The sequence below is a fragment of the Myxococcus dinghuensis genome (genome assembly GCF_024198235.1).
Classification (GTDB): Bacteria; Myxococcota; Myxococcia; order Myxococcales; family Myxococcaceae; genus Myxococcus; species Myxococcus dinghuensis.
The window spans coordinates 349,605-362,796 of sequence record NZ_JAKCFB010000001.1; the positions used below are offsets into that span (position 1 = coordinate 349,605).

Consider the following 13,192-nt stretch of genomic DNA (forward strand, 5'->3'; position numbering starts at 1 on the left):
GCAGGAATCACGAGAAAATGGGGGCCTTCCTGGGTTCCGGATTCGTCATTGGTGACGGGAGACCCAGGTGACCTAGACTCCAGGGGGCAGGGGGAGCCTTGTCCGACCTGGCGTCCAGAGCCCATACGACGGTCTTCGAGTACGCGCGCGACGCGGTGCTCGTGCTCGACGCTGCGCTCGTCATCCGGGATGCGAACCGGGCGGCGGAGCGCATCTTCGGGCCGAGGACCGGGTTGGTGGGCCTGCCCGTCGCGCAGGTCCTCCCCGGTTGGCGCGCTCCCGAGGCGCGTGGCGCGGGGGAGCCGCCCCACGAGACGGAGCTGGCGGGACAGCACCCGGGGGGCGAGGGTGGCGCCTACTACCTGCGGGTGCTGTCGCTGGCGCAGCTCGACGAGGCGGGACAGCCGCTGGGCTGGGTGCTCCAACTGCACGACATGCGGGGCAGCCTGGAGGTGGAGGCCTCCATCCGGCAGCAGAAGGAGTTCTTCGAGGGGGTGGTGCGCAACAGCCCGGTGGCCATCGTCACCATCACCCGCCAGTTCATCGTCCTGTCGTGGAATCCCGCCGCCGAGCGGCTCTTCGGGTACACGCCGCAGGAGGCGCTCGGCAAACACATCTTCGAGTTGATCGCGTCGGAGGACACCATCCTCCCGGAAGCACGCAAGGCGCAGCGCGACGTCATCCAGCGCGGCCGTGCGCACTCCGTCACCCGGCGGCTGCGCAAGGACGGCACCGTGGTGGACGTGGAGCTCTTGGCGCTGCCCGTGTCGGTGGGGGGACGCCAGCTCGGCTTCATCGCCATCTACCACGACATCACCGACCTGCAGCGCGCCCGCCAGGCGGCCGAGTCCGCCAACCAGGCCAAGAGCCTGTTCCTGGCGACGATGAGCCATGAAATCCGCACGCCGATGAACGCCGTCATCGGCATGACGGGGCTGCTGCTGGACACGAACCTGTCGGGCGAGCAGCGCGAGTTCGTCTCCACCATCCGCCAGAGCAGCGAGGCGCTCCTCACGCTGCTCAACGACGTGCTCGACTTCTCCAAGATCGAAGCCGGGCGCTTCGAGACGGACCTGTTCCCGTTCGACCTGCGGCAGTGCGTGGAGTCCGCGCTGGAGCTGCTCGCGGTGCGCGCGAGCGAGAAGGGCCTGGAGCTGGGCTCGGACATCGCGCCGCACGTGCCGCAGGTGGTGGTGGGCGACGCGTCGCGCCTGCGCCAGGTGCTGCTCAACCTGGTGGGCAACGCGCTCAAGTTCACCGAGCAGGGTGGGGCGGTGGTGTCCGTGGACGGAGGGCGCCGCTCGGAGGCGCCGGACGCGCCCTGGGAGCTGACGTTCTCCGTGCAGGACTCCGGGCCGGGCATCCCGACGGAGAAGCAGAAGGGCTTGTTCCAGCCCTTCAACCAATTGGACGTGTCGGTGGCCCGTCGCTTCGGCGGCACGGGGCTGGGGCTGGCCATCTCCAAGCGGCTGGTGGAGGCCATGGGGGGCCGCATCTGGGTGGAGAGCGAGGGCGTGCCGGGACGTGGCACCACCTTCTCCTTCTCCCTCATCGTCACCGCCGCGTCCCAGGCCCCCTCCGGCTACCGGCGCGAGCAGGCGACGGTCCTCCAGGGGCGCCGTGTGCTCATCGTGGACGACAACGCCATCAACCGGCGGCTGCTCGGGCGGCAGTTGCAGTCGTGGGGGGCGGAGACGGTGGAGGCGGGGTCGGGGATGGAGGCCCTGACGAAGTTCCAGTCCGGGACGCGCTTCGACCTGGCCCTCATCGACCACCAGATGCCGGGGCTCGACGGGCCGACGCTGGCCGCGCGCATCCGGGAGCGCGAGGACGGCCGGGCGCTGCCCATGTTGCTGCTCACCTCACCGGGGCGGCGCGCGGTCCCTCCGCCGGGGCTGTTCCGCGGCGTGCTGTCACGACCGATGAAGGCCTCCCAGCTCCACGACACGTTGATGTCGTGCTTCGCCCAGGACGTGGCGCGCGTCGCCCCGCCGGCCGTGGAGGGGCAGCCCCCTCCGCGCGACAGGCCCGGGGACCGCGTCCCGCTGCGCATCCTGCTGGTGGAGGACAACCCCACCAACCAGCGGCTGGCGTCGCTGATGCTGGACCGGCTCGGGTATCGCGCGGAGACGGCGGCCAACGGGCGCGAGGCGGTGCAGTGGACGCTGCGCATGCGCTTCGACGTGGTCCTCATGGACCTGCAGATGCCGGAGATGGACGGCCTGGAGGCGACCCGGCAGGTGCGCCGGGAGCTGCCTCCCAACGTGCAGCCCTGGGTCATCGCCATGACGGCGAACGCCATGGACTCGGACCGCGAGCAGTGCTTCGCCGCGGGCATGGACGACTTCCTCACCAAGCCCATCCGGGTGGAGTCGCTGACCGCCGCGCTGCTGCGCTGCCAGACGCCGCGCCCCGAGGGGGGCGTGCGCGGCCGGCGGGAGCCGGCGCCCGTGGAGGTGCCCGCGGCGGACGTGGACGTCGTGCCGCAGTCGGCGCGAATCCCGGGGCTGCAGACGGAGGCGCTCGCGAGGCTGTGGCGGGAGCTGGGCTCGCAGGCGGGGCAGATCCTCCCGGAGCTCATCGACACCGCGCTGCAGAGCATGCCGGGCGTGCTCGAGGAGGCCTACGAGGCCCTGTCCCGGGACCACGCGGACGACCTGGGGCGCGCGGCGCACACCCTCAAGTCGAACGCGGCCTGGTTCGGGCTCTCCGCCCTGGAGGTGCGCTGCCGCGACATCGAGCTGCGCGCGGACCGGGGGGAGCTCGCGGGCCTGCGGGAGCGGTTGGACCGGGCGAGCGTGGAGCTGGACGAGGCCCGCCGGCTCTTGTCCCTGCTGCGCGAGAGCGTGCTGTCGCCCTCGCCCCGCTCGTGAGACTCCTCGGACGGGGCCGGTCAGCCCCTCGCGGCATCCTCCGTCCCTGGGCGACGCCGTGACACCCGGAGGCAGGCGATGAGCGATTCTCCAACGGATTCCCCGCGCGCGGACGGCCCGCGCATCCGGGGCTTGGAGCAGGTGGACCGGCTGTCGGTGCCCCTGCCGCATGGCACGGAGGTCACCACGCGCGTGGAGCGCCTGGCCTCCGGAGGTCGCCGCATCCCCCAGGGCGTGGTGGGCCGGGTGGTGCGCGCGCACGACGGCGGGTTCGACGTGCAGATCGTCGGCGTGGGCGAGGTGTGGTTCGCGCGGGATGAGCTGGTGCCCCGTCGCCCGGGGCAGGTGCAGTTCGCCCGGCGCCGCGAGGCGGCCTGGAGCGCGCTGACGCCCTGTGTGGTGCTGGAGACCCGCGTGGGCAGCCACGCCTGGGGACTGGCCAACGAGCACTCGGACGTGGACGTGCGGGGCGTCTTCGCGCTGCCGCTGCCGTGGACCTTCGGGTTGACGCAGGCCCCGGTGGACCTGGTGAGCGCGGACGGGAGCACCACGTACTGGGAGGTGCGCAAGCTGGTGGAGCAGGCGCTGCGCGCGGACCCCAACACGCTGGAGACGCTGTTCGTCCCCGGCGCGAGGGCGCTCGACGTCGTCGGCGAGTGGTTGCTCGCGGAGCGCGAGGCGTTCGTGTCCAAGGCCATCTTCGGCAGCTTCGGCCGCTATGCGATGAGCCAGCTCGACAAGCTCACGCGGAGCCAGCGCCTGGCCGAGCACCGCGACCTGCTCCTGGCGTGGCTGTGCGAGGAGCCGGCGCCCGACCTGGACGAAGTGGCGCGGCGGCTGGCGGCGGTGTCTCCCCGGAGCGCCACGTCGGAGGACAACGCGCTGCTGGCCGCGAAGACGTACGTGAAGCAGCTCTACCGCTCGCTGTGGGACCAGGGGTTGCTGACGGCCAACGACTTCGCGGCGCTCACGGCGTACGCGCGTGGGGGAGGGCAGCGTCCGCCGTCCGCGCGCGAGCTGCGCCCGAAGAACGCCTACAACCTGCTCCGGCTGGTCTCCACGGCCACGGGCTGGCTGCGGCACGGCGAGCCCACCTTCGAGGCGACGGGCGCGCTGAAGGCGCGACTGCTCGACATCAAGGGCGGCAAGGTGCCGTTGGAGGAGGTGCTGCGGGACGCGGAGGCCCTGGCGCCGGAGTTGGAAGCGGCGCAACGCGACAGCCGCCTGCCGGAGCACCCGGACTTCGCCCGCGCGGATCGCCTCCTGCGCCGCGTGGGGGAGGAGCTGGCGCACCGCTGGGTGACGAAGGCGCCGGGCCCGCTGGGCCGGGACGCGCCGGAGCCCCCGGCCATGGAGTGGAGGGATCCGGAATGAAGGGCACGATGACGGAGCACGAGCACGCGGTCGCGAGCCGCGTGCTCGACGAGGAGTCCACCAGACGCGAGCACCTGGTGGTGGCGTTGTCGGGGGCGCATGCCTATGGCTTCCCCTCACCCGACAGCGACCTGGACCTGAAGTCCATCCATGTCGCGTCCACCGCCACGTTGCTGGGGCTGCAGCCGCGGCACATCACCGCCGAGCGCCTCCAGGTGGTGGACGGCGTGGAGGTGGACTACTCGTCCAACGAGCTGCACCCGGTGCTCCTGGGGCTCCTCCAGGGCAACGGCAACTACTTCGAGCGCGTGCTCGGCGCCATCCCGGTGCGGACGTCGCCGGAGCTGCCGGCGCTCCAGCCCCTGGTGGCGGGTGTGCTGTCGCGTCGCGTCCACCGGCACTACCGGGGCTTCGCGCACGGACAGCTCCGGGAGTGGGAGAAGAGCGGGTTCCGCTCCGCGAAGAAGCTGCTCTACGTGCTGCGCACCACGCTCACCGGGACGCACGTGCTACGCACGGGCGTGCTGGAGACGGACGTCACGGAGCTGCTGGACCTGTACGGCTTCTCGGAGGCGCACGCGTTGGTGGAGCAGAAGCGGCGGGGCGAGAAGAGCGAGCTGCCCGACGCGCTGAGCGAGACCTGGCGCAGGGAGGTGTCCCGCTCCTTCGAGGTGCTCGACCAGGCGCTGAGCGCCTCCGTGCTGCCCGAGGAGCCTCCCGCGCAGGCGGTGGAGGCGCTGGAGGCGTGGCTGCTCGACGTGCGGCGACGGAAGTTCGTCGCCGCCTGATTCGAGGGCTCAGGGCGACAGTTCGGAGAGTCGCGACAGCGAGCGGTCCTTCACCTTGAGCCAGGCTTGCTGCCGGAACAGGTACGTGGCGCAGACGCGGCGCCACGTCCACACGTCCGGCAGCGTCCACCACTCCTCGGGGGGCCGGACGCCCCGGTCGCGCAGGTTGCCGATACCGCGGTAGCCCACGCCATCGAGTCCGTTGGCGGCGTTGGACTCGAGCACCAGCACCTTGTCCGTCTCCGGGTGGTGGTCGACGATGAGGAAGGTGTGTCCGGAGCGCCACTGGTTGCGCCACCCCTGGATGAGCGTCCACGGGTGCGGCGCGACGTCGTCGGACGGCGCGGGGATGGCCATGCCACTCTCCACGGCGGCGGTGACCGGGGAGAAGTAATCCTCCGAGGAAGCGATCATCATCTGGCGATGCCGACGCGCATCCCACGCGAGGGCGTCACCGTGTGCGTCCGCGAAGGCCTTCACCGTCAGGGCCTCGACGAAGGTGCAGCAGTTGTTGCGCTGGGGCGGCGCCATGGGCACGCGGATGCCGGGCAGGGCCCAGGGATAGAAGGCCTCGTCCAGGTCGTAGCGGAAGTCGCGGAACGCGCCGAGCAGGTTGACGAGTCGCTCCTCGGCGATGGCCATGGGCTCGTCGTCGAAGGGCAGCCGCACCGCTGGCGGCGGCTTCGCCTGGTTGACGAGCGACACATAGCGTTGTGTCCGCCACCGCGTGCAGATCCACGTGTCGAGCGCGCCCAGCGTCGGCACCTCCAGCCGCGCGTAGTCCGTGTCCGGCGTGGGGAAGCCCTGCTTCTCGTCGAGGACGAAGTAGTCGCCGGGTTCGACGTAGCCCTCGAACTGGGACTGGGTGTTTGGCTCCACATAACCGCGAAGCCGGATGGGCAGCTTCGCGACGCGGTAGGTGTCTGACATGGGAATCCCCGAGCGGTGTGACTTCGGGTGAAGTCTATCCCGCTCGGAGGCATGGCTCGTATGACTCGCCAAGGTGTCCATGGCGTCGCCGCCCCTCGGGGTTCCGCGAGGGGGGGGCTCGACGCACCGGGGGGGCGCCGGTCAGCAGCCGCAGTCCGCGGGGCAGGTGGCGTGAGACTCCCCCCATTCGCAGCGACCATTGCCACAGACCGGGTCCGTCTCCTCGGGAGGATCCTCCCGGCCGTCGCAGTCCGGCGCGCAGCGGCCCCACTCGCCGAAGTCGCAGTAGCCATCTCCGCAGTAGCCGAGGGGATTGGGAGTGCCCGGCGTCGTCCCGAAGCAGGGGCAGTCCTGCGGGCAGACGGTGGGCGTCTCTCCCAGCTCACAGACGCCATTGCCACAGACCGGGTCCGTCTCCTCGGGAGGCTCCTCCTGGCCCTCGCAGTCGAGGGGACAGCTCCATCGCTCCGCGTCCTCACAGATGCGGTCCCCACACAGCAGGGCGTGCTGGACCTGGGAAGTCCCTCCGGTGCCTGGAGTGGTGGCGAGGTCGGCCGGCTCCAGGCTCACACCACAGGCCAGCAGACCGCAGGCGGACAGCGTGACCACCACCGCGCTCCAACGATTCATGTCGCCTCCTGGGAAAGGAGGCTGAACCCTATCAATCGCGCGGCACGTGGGACGTGCCGGATGCGTGAAGAGCGCGGGTGTCTGTCTTTCGCGTGGCGGTCGGCCGGGACGGCCTCGCTTCACGTCTCCCCGCGCAGCAGCTCTATCTGGAGCCCCGCGTCGGGAGGGCGTGCGGGCCACGCCTGGAATGAGGCCTTGAACGACTCGACGGCCCTGAAGAGGGGGCTGTCCGGCACCCAGCGCAGCGCCTCCGCGTCCCGGGTGTCGCGGATGGACAGGCCCAGGACGATGGCGCCCTGGGCGGGAGTGTCGAACATGGGCCGGACGGCGAGGCGCCGGTCGCCCTCCAGGCGGTACACCAGCTCCGTGATGTGGCCCAGCACCCAGCCCTGTTCGACGACGAGGTCCGAGCGAGGGGCGGAGACGCTCACGCGCAACCGCGTGGAGGCGATGCGCGGAGGCTCCACGGGCTCGAAGAGCGCGGACCACGCGGCGGGGCTCGCGTCCTGTCGGGCCTGGGTGATGAGCTCCAGGGCGCGGGTCAGCTCCTCTCGAAGGACGCGGACGGTGGAGCGCGACACGTTGCGCGCGGTGTTGCGCGCGGGCATCGCGGGGGCGATGACCGGGAACAGGTCGCGCTTCCCGTCGGGGTGATAGCGGGTCGCCTCGGGCGTGAGGCCCACGGGCTGGGGCCAGGGCCAGGCGGCGAAGGTCTGGAAGAAGTGGGCGAGTCGGGCGGCGTCGGAGGTGGACGCGGCTCCCGGCGCGCGCGTGCGCGCCCAGGCAACCATCACCGCCCAGGACAAGCCGCCCAGATAGCCGAGCGCGTGTGAGTAGAGGCCGCGCGCCTTCGCCCAGGTCTTCACCAGCCGCAGCAGGGCGCGGAAGTGCTCGAGTTCGCCCTCCTCGCGGGAGACGTGCGCGAGCAGCTCCTGGGAGTCGAGCAGGCCCAGCAGCGCGCGCTGCCCCGCGACGTCCAGCCCTTCTTCCTGTCGTGCGAGCAGCTCGGGAGGGGCATCGGCATCCATGCCTTCAGGCCGGCTCGCGTACGTGAGGTCGATCCCCAGCCCGCCCAGTGACAGCTTCACGAGCGGGATGGCGGCATCGGCGACGAAGCGGGCGGAGTCGAGCGGAGACGCTCGCCGCGCCGCGACGAGGTCGGTGAGCGCGCGCGCGAAGTCCTGGCGGGACAGGTCCGAGGGGCCCAGGGCCACCGCGTCCACGTCACCGTCTACGCCCGCCGTGCCCAGCAGGGACGAGCCATACAGGTGCAGCGTGGCGCCCGACTGCTCACACAGCCCACGCAGCCGCTCGATGACCTCCTCGCGAGGGCGCGGCACTCGCGAGGGCGCGGTCTGGACCTGGGCGACCGCGGCATAGAGCAGGACGTCTTCCTGGTGGGCATCCAGGACCTTGGGACGCCCCAAGGGGATGCGGCGGACGACCTCGAACGGTGTGTCGCCCACGCGTCGGATGATGCAGACCTCTCGCGCTTCGAACGTGACGGGGCGCCAGGTCCGCTCCCATTGGGAGAGCGTGCGTTCGAGCTGCCCGTCACGAGAGAGGGGGAGCTGGCCCACGGACAGGTGCGGCGTGAAGCCGTGGCCCGCCGGCGTGGCGCACTCCGGCAGCGCCTGCTCCAGCCTCGCGTGGAGCGCGGCCAGCGCGCCCTGGGGCTGGTCCTCGGGCTTCAGCCAGGCCGTCGCGTTGACGCGGTGCTCGAAGTGGTGGAAGCCGGCGAGGGTGACCTCGAAGGGCTCCACCTGGCGGAGCGCATCGACGAGCACCGCCTCGGCCGCGTCGAGGTCCTCCTCGGGGAGGAACGGGTAGAGCAGGGTGACGTGGGGCATCCACCGCTCGAACTTCGCGTCGTGCTTCTTGCGCAGGGCCTGGATGGGGCCCCAGGAGGACTCGGGCGGGATGAGCACCACCGCGGTGTGGTGGACGCGGCGCGTGGTCCCAGCGCCTGTCGCTCCGGTGGTGGCCGCTGGTCCGCGACGCAAGACACAGGACAGGCCGTAGTGGTCCGACGCGAAGAGAGGGCCGCCGTCGGGGGCGGGGGCTCCCTCCAACGGCGCCTCCGCGAAGAGGGCGATGGTGTCGGGGGCGAGACGACCCGAACCGGAGGCGACGAGGACGCGGTCCAGCCGCTGGAGTCGTCCCGAGGTCGTGGTCAGCGCCGCGAGGTCGTTGAGGCGGGGGTTGTACGTCTCGCCCGTCTCCGAGGGGCGCAGCTCGGGCCACGCGTCCACGAAGCCCGCCTGGACGAAGCGGTCGGCCTCGGGCTCACCGTCCGACAGGTTGAAGTCACCCGCGAGCACGAGGTCCGGTGCGCCCTGCTCCTGGTGTGTGCCGACTGCCTGGGCCCACTCGATGATGGCCTGCACCTGGGCGGTGCGCGCGGCGCTCCCCGAAGGGTCCCGGTTGCTGGTGAGGTGCGGCGTGGCCACCCACAACGGGCCCCCCTCGAACGCGAGCTGGCCGGCGATGAGCCGCTTGTCCCGCGAGAACACGCGCTGCGACAGGGCGGCGAAGGGCCACTTCGACAAGAGCACCTGTCCGTAGGGCGTCACCGTGTCGGCGGAGGGCCCTTCGGAGACGTGGTAGCGCTCGCGCACCCAGGGCTCGGCGAGCAGCGCGCGCAGGAAGGGGGGCGTGACCTCTTGGAGGGCGATGACGTCCGCGTCCTGCTCGGCGAGGAGCGCGAGCGCGGCCGGCGTCCTCCGTTCGGTGGCCAGCAGCTCCGCGTCGTACAGGTCGAAGAGGACGTTGAAGGTGGCGACCGTGAGCGCGGAGGGCGCCGCCGTCACGGAGGCGGTGGCGGGTGTACCGACCCACTCACCGAGGCCCGCGTCGAAGCGATGCGCGGGCAGGGCGCTGAACCCGGCGGGGAGCGGGCCCGGGCGTGCCGGCGTGGAGACGGGCGGGGATGGCTCCGTCTCCGTGGGCCTGGGCTGGCTCAGCAGGTCGAGGCGCTCCTTGCGGTCCCACACCTTCTGGCGCCCGCGCTTGAAGTACCAGACACGGTGCCAGGGAATCTCGCCGTCGGGGACGAAGGCCTCGAAGGGCATCTCCTCCAGCGTCTCGCCGTGCGTGTCGTAGCCGATGACGAACTCACGCGCGTCCAGCCGCGGGTCCCAGCGGATGCGGTGGTACACCTCGCGGCTGGTCGTGAAGCGTTCCTGGGACATGGCGCGGACTCACTCGGGAGGAGGGAAGGTGGACCGGGGACGGACTCGACGAGCCCCGCCCCATCGTATCCATGCGGGCCGCGTCGTGACGGGCCTCGCACGCGCCGACCTGACGCGAGGCCCGACGGGCAACTGACACCCGCCTCAGGACGGGTTGACGCCGGCCACGAGGTAGAAGCGGAACTCGCCGGAGTTGACGCCATACGCGGCGTCCACGCCCACCAGCGGCAGGACGAGGTTGCGCAGATACAGCCTCAGCCCCGCGCCCACGCCCTGGGCCAGCGTGGCGCCCTTCAGGCCGCCGCGGCTGTCGGGCAGGTACCCACGGACCATCCGCCCGTCGACGTCGAGCAGCGCGTCGCCGGAGGGCAGGTCCCGCCACATCATCAACCCCGTGTCGGAGAAGCCCACGCCCCGGAAGGACAGCGAGCGGATGGTGAAGAGCGGGAAGTGGTACTCGGCGGTGAAGGACAGGCGCGTGTCGCCCCGGAACTGTCGGTGGAGGAAGCCTCGCAGCGAGTTGCCGCCCATCACCAGCTCCTGGTGGAAGGGCAGGTCCACGCCCGCGGCGGCCTCGCCCCTCAGCACCAGGTTGTGCTCCTCGAACAAGCGCAGGCCGTGCCGGTACAGCAGGCCGAAGCGCTTGTAGCGGAAGTCGCTCCAGACGCCCGGGTTGGAGACCTCGTAGGAGGCCTCCAGGTTGATGCCCTCCATGACCGCGTGCAGGTTCTGTCGCGTGTCGATGCCCACCATGAGCCGCAGCGAGGCGTCCCGCTGCGACGGCCCGGTGGAGAAGGCGGGCGTGGTGACCTCCTCCGCGTCGTCCGGCGACTTCGCGTCGATGCTCATCAGCCGGTACTTCGCCGCGGCGCGCACGCGCTCGAAGAGCATCACGCCCAGCTCCGCGGCGATGGAGGCGGAGTTGAGCCGGGTGCGGCGCACCACCGCTGGGTCCGCCTGGCCGGCGCCGGGGCGATATTCGTCCACCCGGTCGCTGCGCAACTGGCCCTCCAGGCTGAAGCGCAGTTGGGGGAGGCCGAAGAGGTTCGGGTCCAGGTAGCCCGCGAACAACCCGCTCTCGGCGGTGCTCACCTGGACGGCGGTCGCGAACTTCTTGCTGCGGCCCCAGAGGTTGTTCTCCGCGTAGAGCAAGCCGCCGCCCACGTTGGCCGCGGACAGCGCGAAGGTGGGGGCGACCACCCAGGAGGCCTTGTCCTCGACCTCCAGGACGACGCGCACGCGGTCGGGGCCCGTGGGCTCGGTGCTCACCCGGACCTCCTGGAAGAGGCCCGTGGCCAACAGCCGCCGCTCCACCTTCTCCAACTCGTCCGGCGCCAGGCGGTCCCCGGCGTCGACGCGCGAGTAGGCCTGGACGGTGCCGGGGCGCGTCTTCTCCGGACCCCGCACGACCACCTCGTCCACCACCGGTCCCGGCTCCTGCGCGCCGGCCAGCCCGGCCAGCAGGACCAGGACCGCGCACCCCTTCACCGCTCGTCCGCTCATGTCTCGTGTACGCCCGTGATGCCCTCGGGGCCGCCGGCCAGCGCCCTGGGGGCCCCCACCCTACCGCCAGACGGGGCTCCCGGGGGATTCGACCGCGAGGGCGCGGCCCCGGGACATCTGCTATGCCTCGGCTCGTCGATGACCGGACTCTTCCGTCAGCTCCGGCGCAGGCGCCTGGCTCGCCGCCCGTTCCCTCCCGACTGGCTCGGCTACCTCGACGCGCGCGTGCCCTTCTTCGCCAGGCTGTCACCGGCGCTGCGCGAGGACTTCCTCACCAAGCTGAAGCTCTTCGCCTGGGAGAAGGAGTTCATCGGCGCGGGGGGCATGGTCATCACCGACGAGGTCCGCGCGGTCGTCTCCGCCACGGCGGTGCAGCTCGTCGTGCACCTGGACCTGTCGTACTACGACCGGCTGCGCGAGGTCATCGTCTACCCCGATGCCTTCCTGCTGCCGGACCGCACCGGCGTGGTGCTGGGGGAGGCGAAGAACTGGGGCACCGTCATCCTCTCGTGGCAGGCGGTGCTCTCCGGGCTGCAGGACCCGGAGGACGGCCACGACACGGCCACCCACGAGTTCGCGCACGTGCTGGACCGCGCGGACGGGGCCTTCGATGGGACGCCGAAGCTGCGCAGCTACTCGCACTACCGCGCGTGGGCGGTGGTGATGAGCGAGCACTTCCACGCGCTCCAGGAGGGGCGGAGCGTGGAGCGCCAGGTGATGGATGACTACGGCGCCGTCAACGAGGCGGAGTTCTTCGCGGTGGCGACCGAGTCCTTCTTCGAGCGGCCCCACCGGATGCGTGAGCTGACCCCCGATTTGTACGAAGAACTGAAGCGATTCTATGGCTGGGACCCCGCCTCGGGTACATGAGTTCGCGCGCGAACGGTCGCGCTGTGGTAGGCGCAAGGCGCGGTGGTCCACAGGTTTTCCGAGGAGAGTCACCCCATGACCGCAGCCTCCCCCGGGGCATCCATGTTCATCGACCTGGAGCGCGAGGCGTGGCGGTCGCTGCGAGCGTCCACCCCGCTGACCCTCATGGCGGAGGACCTCGATGGCCTGCGGGGCCTGGGGGAGCAGTTGGACCTGGAGGAGGTGGCGGACGTCTACCTGCCGCTGTCCCGGTTGCTGAACCTCCAGGTGGCCGCGGCGCAGCGGCTGTGGATGGAGCAGCAGGCGTTCCTGGGGGGCTCCACCCGCAAGGTGCCCTTCATCATCGCCATCGCCGGGAGCGTGGCGGTGGGCAAGAGCACGACGGCCCGCATCCTCCAGGCGCTGCTCGCGCGCTGGCCGGACCACCCGCGGGTGGAGCTGGTCACCACGGACGGCTTCCTGTTCCCGAACAAGGTGCTGACCGAGCGCGGCCTGATGAAGCGCAAGGGCTTCCCGGAGAGCTATGACCGGCGGGCGCTGGTGCGCTTCCTCGCGGAGCTCAAGTCGGGGCGCGCGGAGGTGACGGCGCCGGTGTACTCGCACCTCGTCTACGACGTGGTGCCCGAGGAGGCGAAGGTCATCCGCCAGCCGGACATCCTCATCCTGGAGGGGCTCAACGTGCTCCAGGCGGGAGCGGGCGCGGCGCAGCGGATGCCCGCCACGTTCCTGTCCGACTTCTTCGATTTCTCCATCTACGTGGACGCGACGGAGCAGGACATCCGCCGCTGGTACGTGGACCGCTTCCTGCGGCTGCAGCAGACGGCGTTCCGCGACGAGCGCAGCTACTTCCGGCGGTTCTCCGACCTGACCCACGAGCAGGCCGTGGCCATGGCGGAGAACGTCTGGTCGGAGATCAACGGCCCCAACCTGGCGCAGAACATCGCGCCCACGCGCACGCGCGCCCGCCTCATCCTGCTCAAGGGGCCGGACCACAAGGTGAAGCGCGTGCGCCTGCGGAAGATGTAGTCATCCG

General features: G+C 71.4%; 9 protein-coding genes. 5 read left to right on the plus strand and 4 right to left on the minus strand.

Going from position 1 to position 13,192, the window contains the following annotated elements:
• Window positions 1-98: 98 nt before the first annotated feature.
• The 3 genes from LZ198_RS01175 to LZ198_RS01185 all read left to right on the plus strand — a co-directional run bounded on the left by LZ198_RS01175 (window position 99) and on the right by LZ198_RS01185 (window position 5,035).
• Window positions 99-2,873, plus strand: a complete 2,775-nt coding sequence (locus tag LZ198_RS01175; RefSeq protein ID WP_253969965.1) for a PAS domain-containing hybrid sensor histidine kinase/response regulator — start codon at window positions 99-101, stop codon at window positions 2,871-2,873.
• Window positions 2,874-2,951: 78 nt separating this feature from the next.
• Complete coding sequence (locus LZ198_RS01180) at window positions 2,952-4,247, plus strand: DNA polymerase beta superfamily protein (RefSeq protein ID WP_253969966.1); 1,296 nt, start codon at window positions 2,952-2,954, stop codon at window positions 4,245-4,247.
• Window positions 4,244-5,035 (plus strand): nucleotidyltransferase domain-containing protein, encoded by a 792-nt coding sequence (locus LZ198_RS01185; RefSeq protein WP_253969967.1) that lies wholly within the window; start codon window positions 4,244-4,246, stop codon window positions 5,033-5,035. The genes LZ198_RS01180 and LZ198_RS01185 overlap by 4 nt, the downstream gene beginning before the upstream one ends.
• 9 nt (window positions 5,036-5,044) lie before the next feature.
• Here the strand turns inward: LZ198_RS01185 and LZ198_RS01190 are convergent, their stop codons facing one another.
• The 4 genes from LZ198_RS01190 to LZ198_RS01205 form a co-directional block, all read right to left on the minus strand.
• On the minus strand, window positions 5,045-5,965 hold the full coding sequence (locus LZ198_RS01190; RefSeq protein WP_253969968.1) for a hypothetical protein: 921 nt from the start codon (window positions 5,963-5,965) through the stop codon (window positions 5,045-5,047).
• A 141-nt stretch (window positions 5,966-6,106) separates the two neighbouring features.
• Window positions 6,107-6,595: a hypothetical protein gene (locus LZ198_RS01195; protein WP_253969969.1), complete on the minus strand. Its 489-nt coding sequence runs from the start codon at window positions 6,593-6,595 to the stop codon at window positions 6,107-6,109.
• A 119-nt stretch (window positions 6,596-6,714) separates the two neighbouring features.
• Window positions 6,715-9,786, minus strand: coding sequence for a poly(A) polymerase (locus LZ198_RS01200; RefSeq protein WP_253969970.1), 3,072 nt, complete (start codon window positions 9,784-9,786; stop codon window positions 6,715-6,717).
• 144 nt (window positions 9,787-9,930) lie between these two features.
• Window positions 9,931-11,289, minus strand: coding sequence for a BamA/TamA family outer membrane protein (locus LZ198_RS01205; RefSeq protein WP_253969971.1), 1,359 nt, complete (start codon window positions 11,287-11,289; stop codon window positions 9,931-9,933).
• Between the two features lie 138 nt (window positions 11,290-11,427).
• Here LZ198_RS01205 and LZ198_RS01210 point away from each other — a divergent pair, with 138 nt between their 5' ends.
• Together LZ198_RS01210 and coaA are read left to right on the plus strand one after the other, a co-directional pair.
• Window positions 11,428-12,159 (plus strand): M90 family metallopeptidase, encoded by a 732-nt coding sequence (locus LZ198_RS01210; RefSeq protein ID WP_253969972.1) that lies wholly within the window; start codon window positions 11,428-11,430, stop codon window positions 12,157-12,159.
• 75 nt (window positions 12,160-12,234) lie between these two features.
• On the plus strand, window positions 12,235-13,185 hold the full coding sequence (gene coaA / locus LZ198_RS01215; protein ID WP_253969973.1) for a type I pantothenate kinase: 951 nt from the start codon (window positions 12,235-12,237) through the stop codon (window positions 13,183-13,185).
• Window positions 13,186-13,192 lie beyond the last annotated feature (7 nt).

Coding starts and splice junctions, on each gene's coding strand:
- LZ198_RS01180 (WP_253969966.1), top strand. CDS start 2,952: ATGAGCGATTCTCCAACGGATTCCCCGCGCGCGGACGGCCCGCGCATC.
- LZ198_RS01200 (WP_253969970.1), bottom strand. CDS start 9,786: ATGTCCCAGGAACGCTTCACGACCAGCCGCGAGGTGTACCACCGCATC.
- LZ198_RS01185 (WP_253969967.1), top strand. CDS start 4,244: ATGAAGGGCACGATGACGGAGCACGAGCACGCGGTCGCGAGCCGCGTG.
- LZ198_RS01190 (WP_253969968.1), bottom strand. CDS start 5,965: ATGTCAGACACCTACCGCGTCGCGAAGCTGCCCATCCGGCTTCGCGGT.
- LZ198_RS01195 (WP_253969969.1), bottom strand. CDS start 6,595: ATGAATCGTTGGAGCGCGGTGGTGGTCACGCTGTCCGCCTGCGGTCTG.
- coaA (WP_253969973.1), top strand. CDS start 12,235: ATGACCGCAGCCTCCCCCGGGGCATCCATGTTCATCGACCTGGAGCGC.
- LZ198_RS01205 (WP_253969971.1), bottom strand. CDS start 11,289: ATGAGCGGACGAGCGGTGAAGGGGTGCGCGGTCCTGGTCCTGCTGGCC.
- LZ198_RS01210 (WP_253969972.1), top strand. CDS start 11,428: ATGACCGGACTCTTCCGTCAGCTCCGGCGCAGGCGCCTGGCTCGCCGC.